Genomic DNA, 20,973 nt, shown 5'->3' on the forward strand with positions numbered 1-20,973 from the left:
CATGATTAAAAAAGAAATGATAGCAATGCTGTTAGCTGGTGGACAGGGTAGCAGACTCGGTGTTCTGACGGCTAAGGTTGCGAAACCAGCAGTAGCATTTGGTGGTAAGTACAGAATAATAGACTTTCCATTAAGCAACTGTATTAACTCAGGAATTGATACTGTAGGTGTCCTTACACAGTATCGTCCCCTTCGTCTTAATTCCCATATCGGAATAGGTATTCCTTGGGATCTGGACCGCAATGTAGGTGGTGTAACAGTTCTTCCTCCATATGAGAAGAGTACCAATAGTGAATGGTATACAGGAACTGCTAATGCTATCTACCAGAATCTTGAATATATGGAACAGTACAATCCAGAGTATGTTCTTATATTATCTGGCGACCATATTTACAAGATGGATTATAAGATAATGTTAGATTATCACAAGGCTAATAATGCCGATATTACAATTGCAGCTATGCCTGTTCCAATTGAGGAAGCAAGCAGATTTGGTATAGTTGTTACCGATTCAGACAACAGAATAACAGAATTTGAAGAAAAGCCAGCTAATCCTAAGAGCAATCTTGCTTCAATGGGTATCTACATATTTAAGTGGAGTGTATTAAAGGACGCACTTATTAAGCTTAAGGATCAGCAGGAATGTGATTTTGGTAAGCATGTAATTCCGTATTGCTTCAATAATAATAAGAGAATATTTGCATACGAATATAACAGTTATTGGAAGGATGTAGGAACATTAAGCTCATATTGGGAAGCTAATATGGAACTTATAGATATTATTCCAGTATTTAATCTTTATGAAGAATTCTGGAAGATATATACAAGAACAGATACAATTCCACCACAGTATATTGCGGATAATACATTTATAGAGAAGAGTATTATTGGTGATGGAACAGAAGTATATGGAAGAATATATAATTCAGTAATAGGTTCTGGTGTTACTATCGAAGAAGGTGCCGTAGTCAGAGATTCAATTATTATGAATAATTCTGTTATTGGTAAGAATACAATCGTTAATAAGTCAATAATTGCAGAGGAAGTTGTTATAGGTGACAACGTAGAGCTTGGTGTAGGAGAAGAAGTACCTAATGTTAAACTTCCTAAGATATATAATTCTGGACTTGTAACAATTGGTGAGTGTTCAGTTGTTCCTGATGGAGTTAAGGTTGGAAAGAACACAGCTATATCAGGTGTTACAACTGTTGAAGATTATCCAGATGGATTGTTGCCAAGCGGAGGAATTATTATTAAGGCAGGTGAAGTTGAATGAAAGCAATAGGTATAGTATTAGCAGGTGGTAATAACAGAATGATGCGCGAATTGACTAATAAGAGAGCTATTGCTTCAATGCCTGTTGCAGGAAGCTACAGAGCAATAGATTTCGCACTTAGTAATATGTCGAATTCGCATATCCAGAAGGTTGCAGTAATAACACAGTATAATGCACGCTCACTTAATGAGCATTTAAGCTCATCTAAATGGTGGGATTTTGGTAGAAAACAGGGTGGACTTTATGTGTTCACACCTACTATCACTGCTGAGAGCAGCAGCTGGTACAGAGGAACAGCAGATTCATTGTATCAGAATATAGATTTCTTAAAGTCAAGCCACGAGCCATATGTTGTAATAGCCTCTGGTGATGGAATATATAAGCTTGATTATAACAAGATTCTTCAATATCATATTGAGAAGAAGGCAGATGTTACAGTTGTCGTAAAGAAGCTTGATAACAGAGCAGATATTGGAAGATACGGAGTTGTTGCACTTACAGACGAGGGACGTATAACAGATATTGATGAGAAGCCGTTAGAGACTAATCTTTCAACAGTATCAACAGGTATCTATGTTGTAAGAAGAAGGCTTCTTATTGAACTTCTTGAGAAAGCTGCTGAAGAAGACAGATACGATTTTGTAAGGGATATTCTTGTAAGATACAGAAATATCAAGAAGATATATGGCTATATGCTTGATACATACTGGAATAATATATCATCAGTAGATTCATATTATAAGACCAATATGGACTTCTTAAAGAGAGATGTAAGAGATTACTTCTTCAAGCAGTATCCGGATATATATTCTAAGGTTGAGGATCTGCCACCAGCTAAGTATAATTATGGGGCAAATGTTTCTAACAGCCTTGTATCCTGTGGCTGTATTGTTAATGGTACAGTGGAGAATTCAGTGCTGTTCAAGAAGATATATATTGGTAATAACGCAGTTGTTAAGAATTCAATAATTATGAATAATGCTTATATAGGTGATAATGCTTATATTGAGAACTGCATAGTTGAAAGCAACAGCACTATAAAAGCTAACTCAAGATATGTTGGCGAGAATGGTGTTAAGATAGTTATTGAGGACAGCCCATCATATTATTAATGCCATTTTGATATTAAATAATTAATAAAAGCCTCCGGTGTATATAACACTGGAGGCTTTGTTAGTTATTTTTATGTGCCGGGGATGCACACTCGCACTATATTCCTTTATTACCCTTTGCTTTGCGGAATTGTGTTGGCGATAAGTGGTTGAGGTGTTTGAAGGCATCACCAAAATAGTTGCTGTTATCATAACCGCATTCAAGTGCAATCTCTGTTATGCTCATATCCGTTTCTAAAAGAAGTTGCTCAGAATGGTTAATTCTTATGGTATTGAGGTATTCCTTAAATCCAAATCCGTTAACAGCTTTAAACTTTTTAGAAAAATAAGATGGGTTCAGATGAAGCATATCAGCTATTTCATCAAGTGTAATATCTTTATTATAATTAAGCATAATATAATTCATAGCCTTTTGTACGGATACATCTGCGATGGATACAGTATCAACAAGGCTTGCAGGGGAAGCAGGCTTGTTATCACAATACCGGCAGAGCAGTATTAACAGATTTTGCAGGTAATTCTTGTATACACAGGGTGAAAGAGCATTACTGTTCTGTCTTTCGTTAATCAGAACACTGAATATAGATAGGAATTCGTGCCTGTGATTATCCGGTATTGAGAAGAAGTGCATATAAAATGTATCTTTAAACTGTTCAAAGCCTAGTATGTCGATAAGGTCGCTTATATAATCGTCAGTGAATTCTATATAAAGGCGTTCGTGATAAGCGTTATTAAGATAAGTGGTCTTATGAAGCACGTTATCAGGAATAAACAATATTGTGCCAGCTTCCATACGGTATGTATTATCGTGTATAAACATATTGCACGAGCCATTCATAAGATAATAAAGCTCATAATATGAATGTGAATGGGCAGAGTGCATAGCATAGGCTGAATTATAAATCTGCTGTGATATTTCAAATCTTGAAGCCATAGGATACCTCTTTCGGTGTTAGGTGTGCTATAGGTAAAAAAGTTATTTTGCTAAGGAATAATAGCTTTTATATTTTTAGTATCTGCATTATATGATGTTGGGGTCAAAGGCCCCCACCTATGAGCAAGCTTATGCGGGTTTAGACCCTTTGACCCTGATATCATTATATAATAATATTACACACGATTAGCTGTAATGTAAATGAATTTATAATGATATATTAATGACAGATTATTAGTGTATACATGGACATTGTGTATATACAATTAGCTTAAAAAGTGTTATTATAAATAAAGCTATAAGTGATTTTAATGTTAAATGATTATAATAGTGAATAACTTTAAAAGAGTAATGAGGAGGTACGCATATGGGTACAGTGGTAAGACTTGAAGATTATTGCAAGTCATTCAAAAGTGCTGAGGTATTAAAGAATATTAACCTGACACTAGAGAGCGGGAAAGTTATAGGACTTAAAGGTAAGAATGGTTCAGGTAAGACAATGCTTATGAGGGCTATAAGCGGGCTTATACTTCCAACATCAGGAAAGGTATACATTAACGATAAGGAGCTTGGCAGGCAGATTTCATTTCCGCCAAGTATAGGGATTTTAATTGAGAATCCTTCATTTATAAGCAATTATACAGGTTTTAAGAACCTAAAGATACTTGCATCTATCCAGAACCGTATTAGTGATGATGAGATAAGAGATGCTATAAGAAAGGTCGGACTTGACCCGGACGATAAGAGAACATTTAAGAAATATTCATTAGGAATGAAGCAGAGATTAGGAATTGCGGCGGCTATAATGGAACGCCCTGATATAGTTATTCTTGATGAGCCTATCAATGCACTTGATGAGGCAGGAGCAGGACTTATAAAGGGACTTTTAGATGAGCTTAAAGCCAATGGTTCACTTATAATAATTGCGTGCCACGACACAGAAGAACTTAACTATCTTTCAGATGAGATATACGAAATCTATGACGGCGAAATCACAGGTCATATAGAACACCCAGACGAAAAAGTATCTTAATGAAATAACTGCCATCAGTCTACTAACCTGATGGCAGTTTATTTTTCCAGCACACCTAATAATACACCCAATAATATATTCAATAATACATTGAATAACCTCCCCAAAATCTGTACAATATAAAATAATTATAAATCCCCACCAAAGGAAGGAACAAAATATGTATATAATAGCAGGATTAGGCAACCCAGGAGCACAATACGCAGGAACAAGACACAATGTTGGTTTCGCCTGCATAGATGAACTTGCCGACCAATATAATATAAGTGTAGACACATCTAAACATAAAGGTCTTATAGGAAAAGGTGTTATAGAAGGACATAAAGTAATTCTTGTAAAGCCTATGACTTATATGAATAATTCAGGCGAGTGTATAAGAGAAGTTATGGATTATTACAAGGCAGATATAGATGATTTAATTGTTATATTTGATGATATAAGCCTTGAACCGGGAAGGTTAAGACTCCGTCCAAAGGGAAGTGCAGGCGGACACAATGGAATTAAGAGCATAATTGCACACCTTGGAAGTGACCAGTTTAAGAGAGTTAAATTCGGAGTTGGGGATAAGCCAAAGGGCTGGGATCTTGCTGACTGGGTTCTTGGAAGATTTCCGGAGGAACTTTATCCAGCTTTAAGAGAGGGAACTAAGAGAGTCTGTGAGGCAGTAGAGTGCATAATGACAGAAGGTATTGAAAGTGGAATGAATAAATTCAATGGATAAGGAGCAGATATTTTGAACACATTTTTTGACCCTGTAAATAATACGGCGGCAGTTGAACAATTAAATAAAGAGCTTGGCAAAGACGGCGGAAGAACTGTGCTTATAAGCGGCTGTATTGATACACAGAAGGTGCACATATCAAGTGCAATAGCATCAGGATATAAGTATATGCTTATTGTTACAAGTGATGAAGCAAAAGCAAGAAAAATGTGTGATGATGCTTCATTTTTTAATAAAGAAGCAATATACTATCCAGCCAAGGATGCCATATTCTATAGTGCGGACGTACACGGCAACCAGATTACAGGCGAGAGATTAAGATGTATAAGCCGTATAATCAACCATAGCAGTACGGGCGAGGGAGTGCTTACAGTTGTTACAACTATGGACGGAATTGCAGACAGGCTCATACCTGTCGAAAGATTTAAGGAGGCAGTTATAACCCTTGATTATTCCAGCGAAATAGAACCAGAGAAGCTGGCAAAGAAGCTGGTGGCTATGGGCTTTGTGCGTACTGGAATGGTGGAGGACAAGGGACAGTTTGCAATACGTGGTGGAATTATAGATATTTTCTCATACACAGATGAAGCACCGGTTAGAATTGAGCTGTGGGATACGGAAGTTGATTCTATAAGAATGTTCGATGTTGAGAGCCAGAGGTCGATTGAAAGGCTCCAAAGCTACAGCATTTTCCCGGCTACTGAATATATATTTACAGAAGATGAGTTAAAAAATGGTCTGTACAATATTAAGAAAGAGTGCGACAGGCAGCTAGAGTGTTTTGATTATGGTAAGAGAAAGCGTACAAAGGAGCAGATTGAGGCCGGTAATAATCTTAACAAGCTTGTTGCAGATGTCGAGCGTACCGGTAATTATGAGAAGTTCACAGATACAATTGTGGCAGATACAGTTGGACTGGCAGAGTATTTTCCAGAGGAGAATACTCTTGTTGTGTTAGACGAGCCTAACAGGCTGAAAGAATGTAATGAGCTGACATTGTATGAATACAACGAGAGTATGAAGAACCGTCTTGCTGCAGGTTATGTGCTTCCAAGCCAGACTAATAAGGTCAAGGCTATGAATGAGATTATCAGTGATTTAAGGAATAATAAAAAGCTTATATTAACGACACTTGATTATAAGCCTGAGGGCTTTGAGATAGATTATTCTATGTACATCACGGCAAGAAGCATAAGCTCATATAATAACAGTTTTGAGTATCTGGCTAAGGATTTGGAAAAGTACAAGAAAAATGGATATACAACAATACTTGTATGCAGTTCAAGAACGAGGGCATTAAGAATAGTTGATGATCTGGGAAAGCTTGGAATTGCCAGCTTTTACAGCGAGGATTTTAATAAGGATTACGGAAGCGGGCTTATTATAGTGACATATGGGAGCCTGCATAAAGGCTTTGAGTATCCTGTTCTTTCATTTGTTGTTATTGCAGAGAATGATATATTCAGTGCAAGAAAGATGAAGAAGCTTAAGAAGAAAAAGCACGATGGAAAGAACATTGCCAGCTTTAACGAACTTAATATAGGTGATTATGTTGTGCACGAGAGCCACGGACTTGGTGTATACAAGGGAATAGAAAAGATACAGGTAGAAGGTGTTGAGAAGGATTATATTAAGATTGCGTATGCGAATAACGGCAATCTATATGTGCTTGCAACACAGCTTGACCGTCTGCAGAAGTACGCTAATCAGGATACGGAGAAAAAGCCTAAGCTTAACAGTCTTGGTGGTGTTGAGTGGAAGAAGACAAAAGCCAAGGTTACAGGGGCAGTTGAGGAAGTGGCTAAAGAGCTTGTAAGGCTTTATGCGATAAGGCAGAAGGTTGAGGGATACAGATTTTCACAGGATACTGTATGGCAGAAGGAATTTGAGGAAATGTTTCCTTATGAGGAGACGGATGATCAGCTTAATGCCATTGAGGATACCAAGAAGGATATGGAAAGCGGCAGGGTTATGGACAGACTTATATGCGGCGATGTCGGCTATGGAAAGACAGAAGTTGCAATACGAGCTGCATTTAAGGCTGTTCAGGACGGCAAGCAGGTGGCTTACCTTGTTCCTACAACGGTGCTTGCAAGCCAGCATTTTTCAACATTTGAGGAGAGAATGAAAGGCTTTCCTGTTAATGTCGGTCAGTTGTCAAGCTTCAGGACAAGTGCACAGAATAAAAAGACGATTGAAGGGCTTAAGAATGGCACGATAGATGTTGTTATAGGAACGCACCGTGTATTGTCAAAGGATGTGCAGTTTAAGGATCTGGGACTGCTTATTATTGATGAGGAACAGCGTTTTGGTGTTGCACATAAAGAAAAGATTAAAGAATTAAAGAACAACATAGACGTTCTTACATTAAGTGCAACTCCTATTCCAAGAACACTTCATATGAGCCTTGTCGGTATTAGGGATATGAGTGTTCTTGAAGAGCCGCCGGTGGACAGACATCCGATACAGACATTTGTTACAGAACATAATGATGAGATGATAAGAGAGGCGGTTACAAGAGAACTTGCACGAAATGGACAGGTGTATTATGTATACAACAAGGTAAGGGACATTGAGGAACGTGCTGAGTATATACAAAATCTTGTTCCTAATGCGGTTGTTGCGTATGCACATGGACAGATGGATAAGCGTATGCTTGAAAAGATTATGTATGAGTTCGTCAATGGAGAGATAGATGTTCTTGTATCTACGACAATTATAGAAACAGGTATGGATATACCTAACTGTAACACTATGATTATAGAAAATGCTGACCAGTTCGGGCTTTCCCAGCTTTACCAGTTAAGGGGAAGAGTTGGACGAAGTACAAGAACGTCATATGCTTTTCTTATGTACAAAAGGGATAAGATGATATCCGAGGTTGCAGAGAAGAGATTAAGTGCTATAAAGGAATTCTCTGACCTTGGTTCGGGCTTTAAGATTGCTATGAAAGACCTTGAGATAAGAGGTGCAGGAAATGTGCTTGGAAAGAGCCAGCACGGGCATATGGCGGCAGTAGGTTATGACTTGTATTGTAAAATGCTTAATCAGGCAGTCAATAACTTAAAGGGCATAAAGAACGAATACAGTTTTGAGACTACTGTTGATCTGGAAGTTGATGCATATATTCCAGCTTCATATATTAAGAGCGAATACCAGAAATTAGATATCTATAAAAGGATTGCAGCACTTGAAACGAGGGAAGAATTGTCAGATATGAAAGATGAACTCTCAGACAGATATGGAAGTATTCCTTCGTGTGCTTCTAATCTTTTGATGGTAGCACTTATAAAGAGCAAGGCACATAAGATAGGAATTATGGAGATTAAGGGCGAAACTGCCGCTAATCCGGCAGGAGGTGCATCTAACTGGAGAACAGTTATGAATATATATCCTAAGGCTGATATAGATTCTGATGCAATTCCTAAACTTCTTGAAAGCTTCGGTGGGGCTTTGGATTTTAAAGTAAATGGAGTGCCACATTTTATATGGACAGTTACTAAAAGAAAATTTACAAGCCAGAAAGAATACCTTAACGGACTTTTAGATATGATGGATATTATGGAAGATGCAATTAGTACTTTACAAAATTAAATATAGTGGTATAATAATGACAATTTAGCACTTTAAAGTGTAACGCTTTAAAGTATAATAAAGCGTGTGCAGAAGCATATCAGGCATATGCAATCTTTTCCTGCACACTGATACTAGATTGAGAACACCCGGTGCGCGAATTATTTTCTTAGCTTTTACCGGGAAAGAATGGAGGATTACTATGGAACAGAAAGGCGAGTTAGTATCATTCAGACCAGATATTAAGGTCGTTGATTGTACACTTAGAGATGGAGGTCTTGTTAACAATTTTGAATTCAGCGAAGATTTTGTGCGCGATTTGTATAAGGCAAATGTAGCCGCAGGCGTTGATTATATGGAATTTGGATATAAGGCATCAAAGGAAGTCTTTAAGGTTGAGGATTACGGCAAGTGGAAGTTCTGCGATGAGAAAGATATAAGAGCTATCGTTGGTGATAATGATACAGACTTAAAGATTTCTGTTATGGCAGACGTAGGAAGAACTGATTATAAGAAGGATATAATTCCTAAGTCTGAAAGTGTTATAGATATGGTAAGGGTAGCTACATATATTAATACTATACCTGCGGCTATAGAGATGATTAATTACTGTGCAGATATGGGATATGAAGTTACTATTAATATTATGGCTATCTCTACAGCAAGTGAGAATGAGTTAGACCTTGCACTTGAACTTCTTGCTGCACAGAGCAAGGCAAGCGTAATCTACCTTGTAGACAGCTACGGTTCACTTTATCCTGAACAGATAAGAAGACTTGCAGATAAATATATCAGGATTGCTGAGAAATACGGAAAGAGAGTTGGTATACATGCACACAATAACCAGCAGCTTGCATTTGCCAATACTATTGAGGCGTGCACAATAGGTGTAAGCTATCTTGATGTTACAATGAGCGGAATGGGCAGAGGTGCAGGTAACTGTTATACAGAACTTCTTATGGGCTTCTTAAGAAATCCAAAGTACAGAATTTCACCAGTTCTTAAGTTCATTGAAAATCATATGGTTCCACTTAAGAAAGCCGGAGTTGTATGGGGGTGTGACGTCCAGTATATGATTACAGGAAATGCTAACCAGCACCCAAGAACAGCAATCGCATTCACAGGAGAAGGCAGAACAGACTACGACAACTTCTACACACAGATTACAAGCTATGAATGATCGCGAAAGCAATGAGCCGTGCCAGACATAATGTAAAGACACAGTTGTGCTTGCACAAAATTGTGGCTTTGCATTATGTCTGATAGGGCGAACGCCCGCGTGTCCAGTGCGGCGAAGCGGCGCTGGACTAATAGTGCGGCTCAAAAAGCTGTAAAATACATAAAAAATATACTTGTGAAATTATTAGATAGGCAAAATTTATTGACTTATATAAAATGTGGGTATAAAATATCCCTAATTTAATTAATCGATGGGATCCATTATAGTAAACACCAAAGAAAGAGTGTTATGCCAAGGGGTCAGCGTATTTACTGGTTGTCAGCGGTATTGTAAGGACATTTTACAGCAAAGCAGACATTTATGGCTGGTATTGCAGAAGCTCCTGACAGTAAGGTGAGTAGACTGTCGAATACGAAAGGAAGTATAAAGTTATGGCAAAGAAAGATATTGATTGGTCTAATTTAGGATTTGGCTATGTAAAGACTGATAAGAGATTCGTAGCTAATTATAAGAATGGAGCATGGGATAATGGTGTTATCACAGATGATGATAAAGTCGTTATCAGCGAATGTGCTGGTGTATTACAGTATTCACAGTCATGTTTTGAAGGTATGAAGGCATACACAACAGAGAATGGTCACACAGTTATTTTCAGACCAGATATGAACGCAAGCAGAATGGCAGATTCTTGTAGAAGACTTGAGATGCCTGTATTCCCAGAAGATAAGTTTGTAGAAGCTATTGCTGAAACAGTAAGAGCTAATGAGGACTGGGTACCACCTTATGGTTCAGGTGCATCACTTTATATACGTCCATATATGTTCGGAAGCAATCCAGTTATAGGTGTTAAGCCTGCTGATGAATATCAGTTCAGAGTATTTACAACACCTGTTGGACCATACTTCAAGGGAGGTGCTAAGCCACTTACAATCAAGGTTTCAGATTTTGATAGAGCAGCACCACACGGAACAGGTCATATCAAGGCTGGTCTTAACTATGCAATGAGCCTTCACGCAATCGTTACAGCTCACGCAGAAGGATATGCTGAGAATATGTATCTTGACCCAGCTACAAGAACTAAGGTTGAAGAGACAGGTGGAGCTAACTTCCTCTTTGTTACTAAGGACGGCAAGGTTGTAACACCTAAGTCAGATAGTATCTTACCATCTATTACAAGACGTTCATTAGTACACGTTGCTAAGGAATACCTTGGACTTGAAGTTGAAGAAAGAGAAGTCCTCTTTGATGAAGTTAAGGACTTTGCTGAATGTGGTCTTTGCGGTACAGCAGCAGTTATCTCTCCTGTAGGAAAGATAGTTGATCACGGCAAGGAAATCTGCTTACCAAGCGGTATGGACGAGATGGGACCTGTAACTAAGAAGTTATACGAAACACTCACAGGTATCCAGATGGGCAGAATCGAAGCTCCTAAGGGCTGGATTTACACAGTAGACTAATATTGCTGATGGTTAACAGGCTGGTTAGAAGCTTAGATAACTGGTTTATAGATGTTTATTACAGCTGATAATGTAATTATTATATTCGGTCAGAATGTTAAAAGTACGTTCTGACCGAATTTTTGTGTGATAAATGTATGATTGGTGATGGGGTTAAAGGCATATTCTGCAGCTCTTTAATATAAGCTGTGCAGAATAGTTGTGCAATTAACACTTACACCATAAAATGAAAATATAGATGGAGTAAACATATGTTGTTTAGTAGTAAAGATTTAAGGAAGCTTATAATTCCGCTCATGTTTGAACAGCTTCTTGCAGTGCTTGTTGGACTTGTTGATACACTTATGGTATCACAGTCAGGAGAAGCGGCAGTTGCAGGAGTTGCACTTGTTGATAATATCAACAGGCTTATCATACAGGTTATGGCAGCACTTGCGACAGGTGGCGCTGTTGTCTGCAGTCAGTATATAGGTAAAGGCAGGGATGATGAATCGAGAAAGTCAGGAGCACAGCTTGAAACTGTTTTGTTAATATTTTCAGTTATAATGACAGCATTTTCAGTTTCATTTACAAGACCATTACTTAAGGTGATATTCGGAACTGTTGAAGATTCAGTTATGGATTGTGCTGTGTTATATTTTGTGATAACAGCCCTTTCATATCCTTTCCTTGGAATGTACAATGCAGGAGCTGCAATATTCAGGAGCGTAGGCAACAGTAAGGTAAGTATGAATATAAGCATACTTATGAATGTGATTAATGTAGCTGGAAATGCTTTGTTTGTATTCGTATTTAAGTGGAGTGTAGCTGGTGTTGCACTGTCAACAGCGCTTAGCCGTGTTGCAGCTGGAATAGTTATGACAGTACTTGTATGCGGAAAGACTAATCCGATAAGAATAGATCATATAAAATATTTTGTTCCAGACTGGATATATATAAAGAAGATTCTGACAATAGGTATTCCATCAGGCATAGAAAATGGTATGTTCCAGATAGGAAAGCTTATGGTTGTAAGTATGGTTGCAACATTTGGAACAGCATCTACAGCCGCTAATTCGGTTGGCTATACAGTTATCGATTTTGCAAATATTCCGGCTTCATCTATGGGACTTGCGCTTATCACAGTTGTTGGACAGTGCATAGGTGCAGGGGAAAAAGAGCAGGCAAAAATGTATACTAAAAAGGTACTTAAATATGCGTATTTCGGCGACTGGATATGTAATATTCCATTATTCTTCTTAGCACCATTTATTGCTTCGTGGTTTAACTTATCAGGTGAGGCAACACAGATTACAGTAATGATTTTAAGGTGCTTTAATGTGGTTTCATTATTTATATGGCCGCTTTCATTTACATTATCCAACCCATTAAGAGCGGCGGGAGATGTAAAATTTACAATGACAGCAAGTATTATCTCGATGTGGCTGTTCAGGGTCGGAAGCAGCTACGTCCTTGGCGTAATGCTTGGAATGGGAGTTCTTGGCGTATGGATAGGAATGTTCATTGACTGGGCAGCAAGGTCAGTATGCTTTGTTGTAAGGTTTGTTAGTGGAAGATGGCTTAAGAGAGGGTCATTGGCATAATTATGTAATTAATAGGCGTTTGCGAAACTCAGCAAAATTGATTGTTATTTGTACTGTGAACACAAGTAACCGCAATCACCTAATGTAATTAATAAAGAGAGGTATTATCGGGCCTATGGTATGGGCTTTCTTGACTGGCCAGGTGTGCACGGAAGGAAAGTCCATTTGAGTGGTCTGGCAATGCCTTTTTGTTTTCTAAATATTCTATTGCAATACATAGTGATATGTGGTATTCTATTTATATAGTATCTAATCTAAATATAATAATGTTTGATAGTAATATGTGGCAACCATATCGGAACTATATATGAAATCTAATGGCAATTCGCCAATATAATTCCAATATTTAAAATTTTAGTGCGAATAACTGACTATGGTGGATAAATGATAACCAATGAAAAGGAGGTTTAATGAAGTATCAGAGAGTAACCACACATCTTGCAGAAACAATGTCAAAGCTTGATGTAGATAAAGCAATGAGAGACGACTATGCTAAATGTATATTGGCAGACCCACAGATATTAGCCAATATAGTAAAAGTAATAGTGCCAGAATTCAGGGAATACAGCATAAAAGACATAATTCCCTGCATAGGAGAGACAATAGTATCACTTACAGTTCCGGAAAAGCTGTGCATTAAAATTGAAAGTGATGGAACCGAAGACGTAGATATAGAAGATGGAAAAATTATTTACGACATAAGATTTCCATTGTATTATAATAATAGAACAATTAAAATACTTGTAAATGTTGAGGCACAGAAAAGTATTTCATATACAAAGCTTGGTTATCATATCGAATCAAGAATGGTGTATTATATGGCAAGACTAGTGTCTTCACAGAAAAATGTAGAATTCATAAAATCAAACTATGATGACATCAAAGATGTATACAGCATATGGATATGTATGGATACAGAAGCCGATGAAGACTCTATAATAGAATTAGGCTTGCAGCCAAGAGTAATCTATGGCAATACAAGCTGGCTTCCACAGCGAAGCATAATGAATGGAGCGGTTATAAGAATAAGAAGCAGGGCAGATGTCGAAGAATCAAAAAATAAGCTTATAGCAATGCTGGAAGTATTATTTTCTTGCAGGGCAAGACAGGATAAGATGAACCGGTTAGAAGAATACGGACTTGAGATGACAACAGAATTAGAAGGGTGTGTGAATGATATGTGTAATATAAGTGATTTGCTGGTAGAAGAAAGCGAGGAACGCGGAGAAAGACGAGGAATGGAACGTGGAATGGCACGAGGGGAGAAACAGGCGCGTCTTGACAGCATAAGAACATTAATGAGAAAGTTGAATCAGACAGCAGAAGAGGCAATGGATACGCTGGATATAGAGGAAAAAGATAGGGAGGAATATCGAAAGATATTAAATAAGCAGAAGTAGAGTATTATAACACAGACAGGAGAGAAGATTTGTTAATTAGTGAAAAAATATATAAGTATATGGAACAGAAAGGTATGACACAGAAAGAATTCTCACAGTGCACGGGGATTTCACAAAGCACAATAAGTGATTGGAGAAGAAAAAAGACCAATCCGTCAGCAGATAAAATCTTAAAAATATGCGAGGTGCTAAATATTACACCATACGAGCTGCTTTCAGAGAGCTGGATTAAAGGTGATAAAAATCGTAAGGAAAGTATGGACTACACAATTGTATTGAACAAAGATGAAGAATTGTTACTTAGGGGATTTAGAAATCTTAAGAACAAGCAAAAGGAAAGATTACTTGGATATCTGGAAGCTTTGCAGGAAAGTGATAATTAGAATAATATAGGAAAAACGTATGTTGATATATTGACATACGTTTTATTATGTAATATATATCGTATATGCGATACTAAAAGGAGAAATGCAAGATGGCAGATATAAGTATAATAGCAAGAAGACTTAAGAATGGAAATGTGGAATATGGCTGGAGCGGTAATGGTGGATATTATAGTTCAGTAGGAATTCGTTTGTTAGCCTGGTATGATAACCCAGCAGATGTTGATTATCTTTTCGGATTGGGACAGACAAGATTAATAGGTAAAAAAGGTAGCGAAAATGGAGGGTTTCCTGCATATTTGACACACTCACCTATAGGAAAAGAGTTTTGGATTGGAGAAACTGAGCAGGATATATTTAATGAAATAATGACGGATTATACATATTTTTATGATTTAGATAACGAATGGTATTATATTACGAGAGGACCATTTCAGATTAAAATTCCATTAGGATTGATAAATAATAACCTTGATGAAAATAATGATGAATTTAAATATATTTTAACAGTAGGGGATAAAGTGCTTAGGTATATAATGGAAGAATATAGAGTTACACATCCAGAGTTTAATGATTTTATTATAAATGAAGGTTATGATTGGAAAACAGTTGTAGAAGATATTATTGAAGATGATAAATTATTGATTATGAATTTATACAGTAAATATAAGGCAATATATCAGTATTTTGATGATTGGATTGTTATAAAAACTGATGAGAATTACGAGGACATTACTGAAATTATTGCAAAGAAAAAAGAAAAGCATCATATTGAAACTAATGTGTGGTAATTAAATTGTTAATATCAGGATTACGGTTGTACCGGTATACAATTAAAATTTAAGAGGTTTTTCATACAATCTTCATTAATTTTGTACAAAATATCTAAAATGTAATTATATATTTCGCTGAAAATATAAAAAATGTCCAAAATAAAGTTGATTTTTATACACGAAAATGAGATACTTAGAGAAACGTTCGTTAAGGTGAGCCTGACGAATACAACGGCTAAGCCGTAATATTATAAGGAGGTATGTTATGAAGAAGAACAGAAAAAGACTTATGGCAGCATTTATGGCAGTTCTTATGGTGTTGACATTAGTCCCAACATGGCTGTTGGGTGGTATATTTGCTACAACAGCTAAGGCAGATGATGATGTGACATTAGGCTACACATTTAAAGAAGCTGATCTTAGTAAAGATAAATCATCATCGTCAGCAGAAATAAAAGATGGAGATGGTATAGTTTATGAAGTGACAGCTGTTAAAGGAAAAGGGGAAGAATTTTCAATAGCAGGAAATACTTTAAAGCTTAAGGGTGTTAAATCACAGGCAAATGGAGATGTTCCTACTGAAGATTATGGATATGTCAAAATATCTGTAAAAAAAGACTGTACAAAGATAAGTATAGATTATTATATAGAAAGTACAGGTGATTATGCAAATTGCGTAAAAGTCAGTAAAGATGGAACAGTGACTGTAATTGCAAGTAATAAAGCTGTAACAAATAAAGTGTTAGCAAATGAAGAAATTACAGATGTTAAAGCCGGTGATGTAATATATTTATATGCTAATAAAGCTAAAAGATTAAAAATAACTGGTGAAGATGCAATTAAAGTAACAGGTGCTTTTAAATATATTGCAGCACCAGATGCAACAAAGTCAGTTGTAACTGCGACAAATAGTGCAGAAGATGCAACAAAGGTAACAGTTGATGTAAAGGATTTAGCTGTTAATGAAAAAGGGCCAGATGTATATTATTTATTACAGAGAGCTAAGGTTGCATATGGTTCAGATGCTACTCCAGATTGGACTAAGGCAGAAGAAGTAAGCACATATACAGGTAAGGAAACATCATTTACATATGAAGATACATTAAGCAAGTCTGGTACATATTATTACAGAGTTGTTGGTAAAGGTGTAGCTGCTAATGATTCAGAAGGTACAGCAACAACAGCAGGTGTATCATATGAAGCTGATGTTAAGGTTAGTGTAACAGGTGATGTTAATAAGTTAACTGCAACATGGGCAGATATCGAGACAGCAACATCTTATAATGTATATGTTTATAAGAATACAGAGGCGTGTCCAAGCACACCAACAAAGACTATTTCAACAGAAGAGATAGCAGCATTTAAAGAAGCTAAGACAGATATATCTTATACAGCAGAAGGACTTACAGCAGGTGTTAAGTATAATGTAAAGGTAGATGCTGTAAGAGAAGCAGGTGTAAAGAGTGGTGAAGTAGTTACAGTAAGAGTATTAGAGGACATTGATACATCTAAGGCTATTACAGGTATGAAGCTTGTTAATCAGGAGTCAACACTTCCTGTAACAGTAATTAGAGATAAGAGTGAAATTACAGCATTCCAGCCAGCAACAACTGGTGGCGTTTCATCAAAAGGTTTTGCTAATACATCATATGTTATATTAAATGACCAGATTGCAGCAGATAAAGATTTTACACTTACAGCAGATGTAACAGTAAAGGCTAATCCGGCATCATCAGGAAGTGGTGTGTATGTTGGTGCATTTACAGACATTGAAAAAGCTGCAGCTAAGCTTTATGCGGTTGGATTTAGAGGAGCTAATAGCGGTGTTTATGATATGGTATACTATAGAAATAAAGCTGATAATAGCTACTCTGGCGGTAAGTATAATAGTACTGTTAATGCTTATACACTTGATACAACATATTCTGTAACAGTAACAAGAGAAAATGGCAGTTATACTACAGCAGTAAAATCAGCAGATGGTAAGGTCGATTTAAAGAGCGTTAGTGAAGAACCATCAGCAGACCTTAAGGGTGCTGTTAATGTAGGTTTTGCTATAATAGGAACTACAGCAGTTGTTAATAACTTAAAGGTAGTATCTGGTTCTGATACATTAATTGATGCTTCTACATTTGAAGGTTCGTTCTCACCATTTAGTAACAATTGGGATTCGTATGAAGGAACATCAGTTACAGAAGCAGTAAATGATAATGAAAATGGTAAAGTTAAGGTAACAGTTGCAGGTGAAATTGGTACATATGGTGCTGGTTCAATAGATGTTAATATGTACAATGAAGCTGGTGAACTTAAGGATACAAAGACAGTAACAGCTTGGAACACAACTTCTAATACAGTTGAATTCGAGCCAGAGGCAAGTGGAACATATTATTTTGAAGCAGTTGCTAAGAGAACAGGTGTTGCGAAGACATATGCATCAAGCAAGTATAAGTCAGAGGGATATATGCTTCCTCTTAAGGCAGCTGTATTACAGTTAAGAACAGCTGAACAGAGTAAGATTGAAGTGACATGGGATGCAGTTCCAGAAGCTACAGCTTATAAGGTTGAGTACAAAAAAGAAGGTGCAGCTGAATTTACATTCTTAGAAGAAACAACTAACCTTTCAGCAAAGACACCATCATTAACAGTAGGCGATGTTTATATATTCAGAGTAACTGCTGTTAGAAGTGTAGATGGACAGACAAAAATGTCTAACGAAGCACAGTTAAAGGTTGCAGAGCATGAACAGTTTACATGGAAGTTCTCTGCATTTGGACAGGGTGTTTCAGTAAGCAATGACAATCTTTCAGATAAAGATAAATCAAAGAATGGCTACTCAGGTGGCGTTAATACAGATGAAGGTATAGTAAATGTATGGTCGCTTGATAGTAAGGGTAAGTTAGTACCAGCTTCTACAGATGGTGTTGCATTCTACTATGCTACAATACCAACTAATAAGAACTTTACACTTACAGCAACAGCTAAGGTTAATAACTGGAAGTATACTAATGGACAGGAAGGTTTCGGCCTTATGGCTGCGGATGCAGTAGGCAATAATGGAGATTCATCAGTATTCTGGAATAACTCATATATGGCATCAGTTACAAAGGTAGAATACTATAGTAATGTTGATGAAGAGACAGGTGAAGCTACAGTAAGTAAGACTTCTGGCGAAAAGATATCTATGAAACTTGGTATTGGTTCACAGGAAAAGATTGGTGTTAATAAGAATAATCTTAGCAAGTTATTAGATAATGACTCAGATACAGTTAATAATGAATTTAAGACAACAATGTCAACACTTGAAACTTCTAAGTTAGGTTCTGCAGCAGGAACATTTAACCTTATTGGAAACTATTCTAATACAGATGCAACATTTGAAGGAACAACAGTAGAAAATCCAATAACAGAAGTTAAGTTAACAATTCAGAAGAATAATACAGGTTACTTTGTAAGCTATACAGATGCTGAAGGTAACACAACAACAAAGAAGTATTACGATACAGAAGCATTAAGCCAGATTGATTCTGATAATGTTTATGTAGGTATGTTCGCTTCAAGAACATTTGATGTTACATATAGTGATATTTCACTTACAACAATTGATCCAGCAGACGATGCTCCAGCAGAAGAAAGACCTGTTGAATATAAGGATATTCAGGTGAGTGTTACATCTTCTTCAACAGCTAGTTCAGAAGATTATACATTTAAGGGAATGTCTAATGCTGATGGACACGTTGTAGTAACAAAGGGTGATGATGTTATAGGGGAAACAGATGTTACAGCTAATGAATCATTTACAATTGATACAAAGCTTGTAGCAGGTGATAATAAGTTCGTTGCAACATTTACACCAGATGAAAACTTTAAGTTCGGTGAATATGAGCTTCCAACATCATATGATCCAATTGAAGTTTCAAAGACAGTAACATATGCTTACTTTACAGGAGATCTTATATATGTAAGTGCAGATGCTACTAAAGCAGTTGATGAAGCAAAAGCTAATGAAACATATTCAGCAAAGGCTCAGATTAACTCAGGTAAAGGAACTAAAGATAATCCAATTGATATTTACAATGCGGTAGCATATGCAAGACCAGGTCAGAAGATTCTTCTTCTTGATGGAGATTATAAGGTAGCTAATAATTTATTAATACCATTTGGTATTGATGGTACAGATGAGAAGCCTATATATCTTATGTCAGAGTCATCAGATTCAAGAGTTGTTCTTGATTTTGAAGGAACTACAGGAGAAGGTATTACACTTTGTGGTAATTATTGGTATATTCAAAATGTAGATGTTACTAATTCAGCGAATGGTAAAGATGGTATTCACGTATGTGGTAGTCACAATGTACTTGATACTGTTAATACATATAAGAATGGTAACACAGGTATTCAGATTAGTAGATATTCATCAGCTCAGGATAAGGCTGATTGGCCAGCATATAATACAATTAAGAATTGTACATCTCATAATAATGCAGATGCTGGTTATGAAGATGCTGATGGATTTGCAGCTAAGTTAACAATCGGTAAGGGAAATGTATTCGTTGGTTGTATTGCACATCATAATGCAGATGATGGTTGGGATTTCTTCGCTAAGGTTGAAACAGGAAATATTCCATCTGTAGTAATTATGAATTGTGTAGCATATGGCAATGGTTATATTGAGAGCGAAAATGGTTTAATCGATGCAGGTAATGGTAATGGATTTAAGATGGGTGGTTCAAGCCTTCCAGGAAGCCACGTTATTATTAACAGTGTAGCATTTGATAATAAGGCAAAAGGTATTGATAGTAACTCTTGTCCAGATAATGTAGTTGTTGGTTGTACATCATTCAACAATGAAAACAGCAATGTAGCATTATATACTAATGATGCTAAGAATACTAATTATAGAACAAATGGTATAATTTCATACAGAAATGCTTATGTTAAGGTTGCTGATAATTTAAAGGCTAGAGGAACTCAGGATACAGCTAAATTATACGATGCTACAGATTACTATTGGTTATCAGCATCAGGTGATGCTAAAGAAGCAAGTACATTATTAACAGATGCTAATTTTGTAACTCTTAATACAAATGATGTTAAGGTAACAAGAAACGCTAATGGCACAATAAATATGAATGGTTTGGGAATGTTAACAGCAGATACTAGAAAAGCTCTTGGTGTTGGTATTGGAGCAGATAGTCTTGATAAAGCACCACAGCTTACATCAGAAGGATATGCATTAGTAATTGATGCATTAGGATATGATGAAGCGAACAGAGTTTTAGGTTTATCATTAGAATCAGCATTTATCCTTAGAGATGGTGCAGAAGGTGCGTTAACAGGAGATTCTAATAATATTGCAGTAATGGTTGTGCTTCTTTTAGCAAGTATGGCTGTAGCAGGAGGTGCTATAGTATATAGTAAGAAAAGAAAAGTTGTAAGCAAGTAATTATTGTAGATTATTTCTTATAACACATCTTAAAAAGATATGTTTCTAAAACCTAATATATAGTAACAAAAACTGCCACTTTATGATTAACATAAAGTGGCAGTT

Annotated in this window: 12 protein-coding genes and 1 pseudogene; 12 read left to right on the plus strand and 1 reads right to left on the minus strand. The window is 36.6% G+C overall.

Annotation, left to right across the window (positions count from 1 at the left end):
• The first annotated feature begins 1 nt into the window (after position 1).
• Entirely contained in the window at positions 2-1,276 is a 1,275-nt protein-coding gene (locus BM157_RS06120; protein ID WP_055177438.1) for a glucose-1-phosphate adenylyltransferase, read from the plus strand.
• A complete protein-coding gene (glgD, locus tag BM157_RS06125) occupies positions 1,273-2,388 on the plus strand; it encodes a glucose-1-phosphate adenylyltransferase subunit GlgD (RefSeq protein ID WP_022502515.1) in 1,116 nt (371 codons plus the stop codon). Before BM157_RS06120 ends, glgD begins: the two co-directional genes overlap by 4 nt.
• Before the next feature lie 97 nt (positions 2,389-2,485).
• Here the strand turns inward: glgD and BM157_RS06130 are convergent, their stop codons facing one another.
• Entirely contained in the window at positions 2,486-3,322 is an 837-nt protein-coding gene (locus tag BM157_RS06130; RefSeq protein ID WP_022502514.1) for a helix-turn-helix transcriptional regulator, read from the minus strand.
• 367 nt (positions 3,323-3,689) lie between these two features.
• Between BM157_RS06130 and BM157_RS06135 the strand changes: the two genes are divergently transcribed.
• From BM157_RS06135 to BM157_RS06180, 10 genes and pseudogenes are all read left to right on the plus strand, one after another.
• Complete coding sequence (locus tag BM157_RS06135) at positions 3,690-4,355, plus strand: ATP-binding cassette domain-containing protein (RefSeq protein ID WP_055306969.1); 666 nt, start codon at positions 3,690-3,692, stop codon at positions 4,353-4,355.
• A 160-nt stretch (positions 4,356-4,515) separates the two neighbouring features.
• Positions 4,516-5,076, plus strand: a complete 561-nt coding sequence (gene pth, locus BM157_RS06140; protein WP_055306968.1) for an aminoacyl-tRNA hydrolase — start codon at positions 4,516-4,518, stop codon at positions 5,074-5,076.
• A 12-nt stretch (positions 5,077-5,088) separates the two neighbouring features.
• Entirely contained in the window at positions 5,089-8,670 is a 3,582-nt protein-coding gene (gene mfd, locus BM157_RS06145; RefSeq protein WP_090140357.1) for a transcription-repair coupling factor, read from the plus strand.
• Positions 8,671-8,851: 181 nt separating this feature from the next.
• A complete protein-coding gene (locus tag BM157_RS06150; RefSeq protein ID WP_022502510.1) occupies positions 8,852-9,829 on the plus strand; it encodes an aldolase catalytic domain-containing protein in 978 nt (325 codons plus the stop codon).
• Between the two features lie 425 nt (positions 9,830-10,254).
• A pseudogene (locus BM157_RS06155) lies at positions 10,255-11,286 on the plus strand (branched-chain amino acid aminotransferase); the annotation flags it as partial.
• A 251-nt stretch (positions 11,287-11,537) separates the two neighbouring features.
• Complete coding sequence (locus tag BM157_RS06160) at positions 11,538-12,869, plus strand: MATE family efflux transporter (protein WP_090140360.1); 1,332 nt, start codon at positions 11,538-11,540, stop codon at positions 12,867-12,869.
• Between the two features lie 410 nt (positions 12,870-13,279).
• A complete protein-coding gene (locus BM157_RS06165; protein WP_055177443.1) occupies positions 13,280-14,269 on the plus strand; it encodes a hypothetical protein in 990 nt (329 codons plus the stop codon).
• Between the two features lie 29 nt (positions 14,270-14,298).
• A complete protein-coding gene (locus tag BM157_RS06170; RefSeq protein ID WP_055177448.1) occupies positions 14,299-14,652 on the plus strand; it encodes a helix-turn-helix domain-containing protein in 354 nt (117 codons plus the stop codon).
• A 92-nt stretch (positions 14,653-14,744) separates the two neighbouring features.
• Positions 14,745-15,443 (plus strand): hypothetical protein, encoded by a 699-nt coding sequence (locus BM157_RS06175; RefSeq protein WP_055177451.1) that lies wholly within the window; start codon positions 14,745-14,747, stop codon positions 15,441-15,443.
• 247 nt (positions 15,444-15,690) lie between these two features.
• Positions 15,691-20,868 (plus strand): right-handed parallel beta-helix repeat-containing protein, encoded by a 5,178-nt coding sequence (locus BM157_RS06180; RefSeq protein ID WP_055306965.1) that lies wholly within the window; start codon positions 15,691-15,693, stop codon positions 20,866-20,868.
• Positions 20,869-20,973 lie beyond the last annotated feature (105 nt).

Source organism: [Lactobacillus] rogosae, from assembly GCA_900112995.1.
In the GTDB taxonomy this organism is placed as follows: Bacteria; Bacillota; Clostridia; order Lachnospirales; family Lachnospiraceae; genus Lachnospira; species Lachnospira rogosae.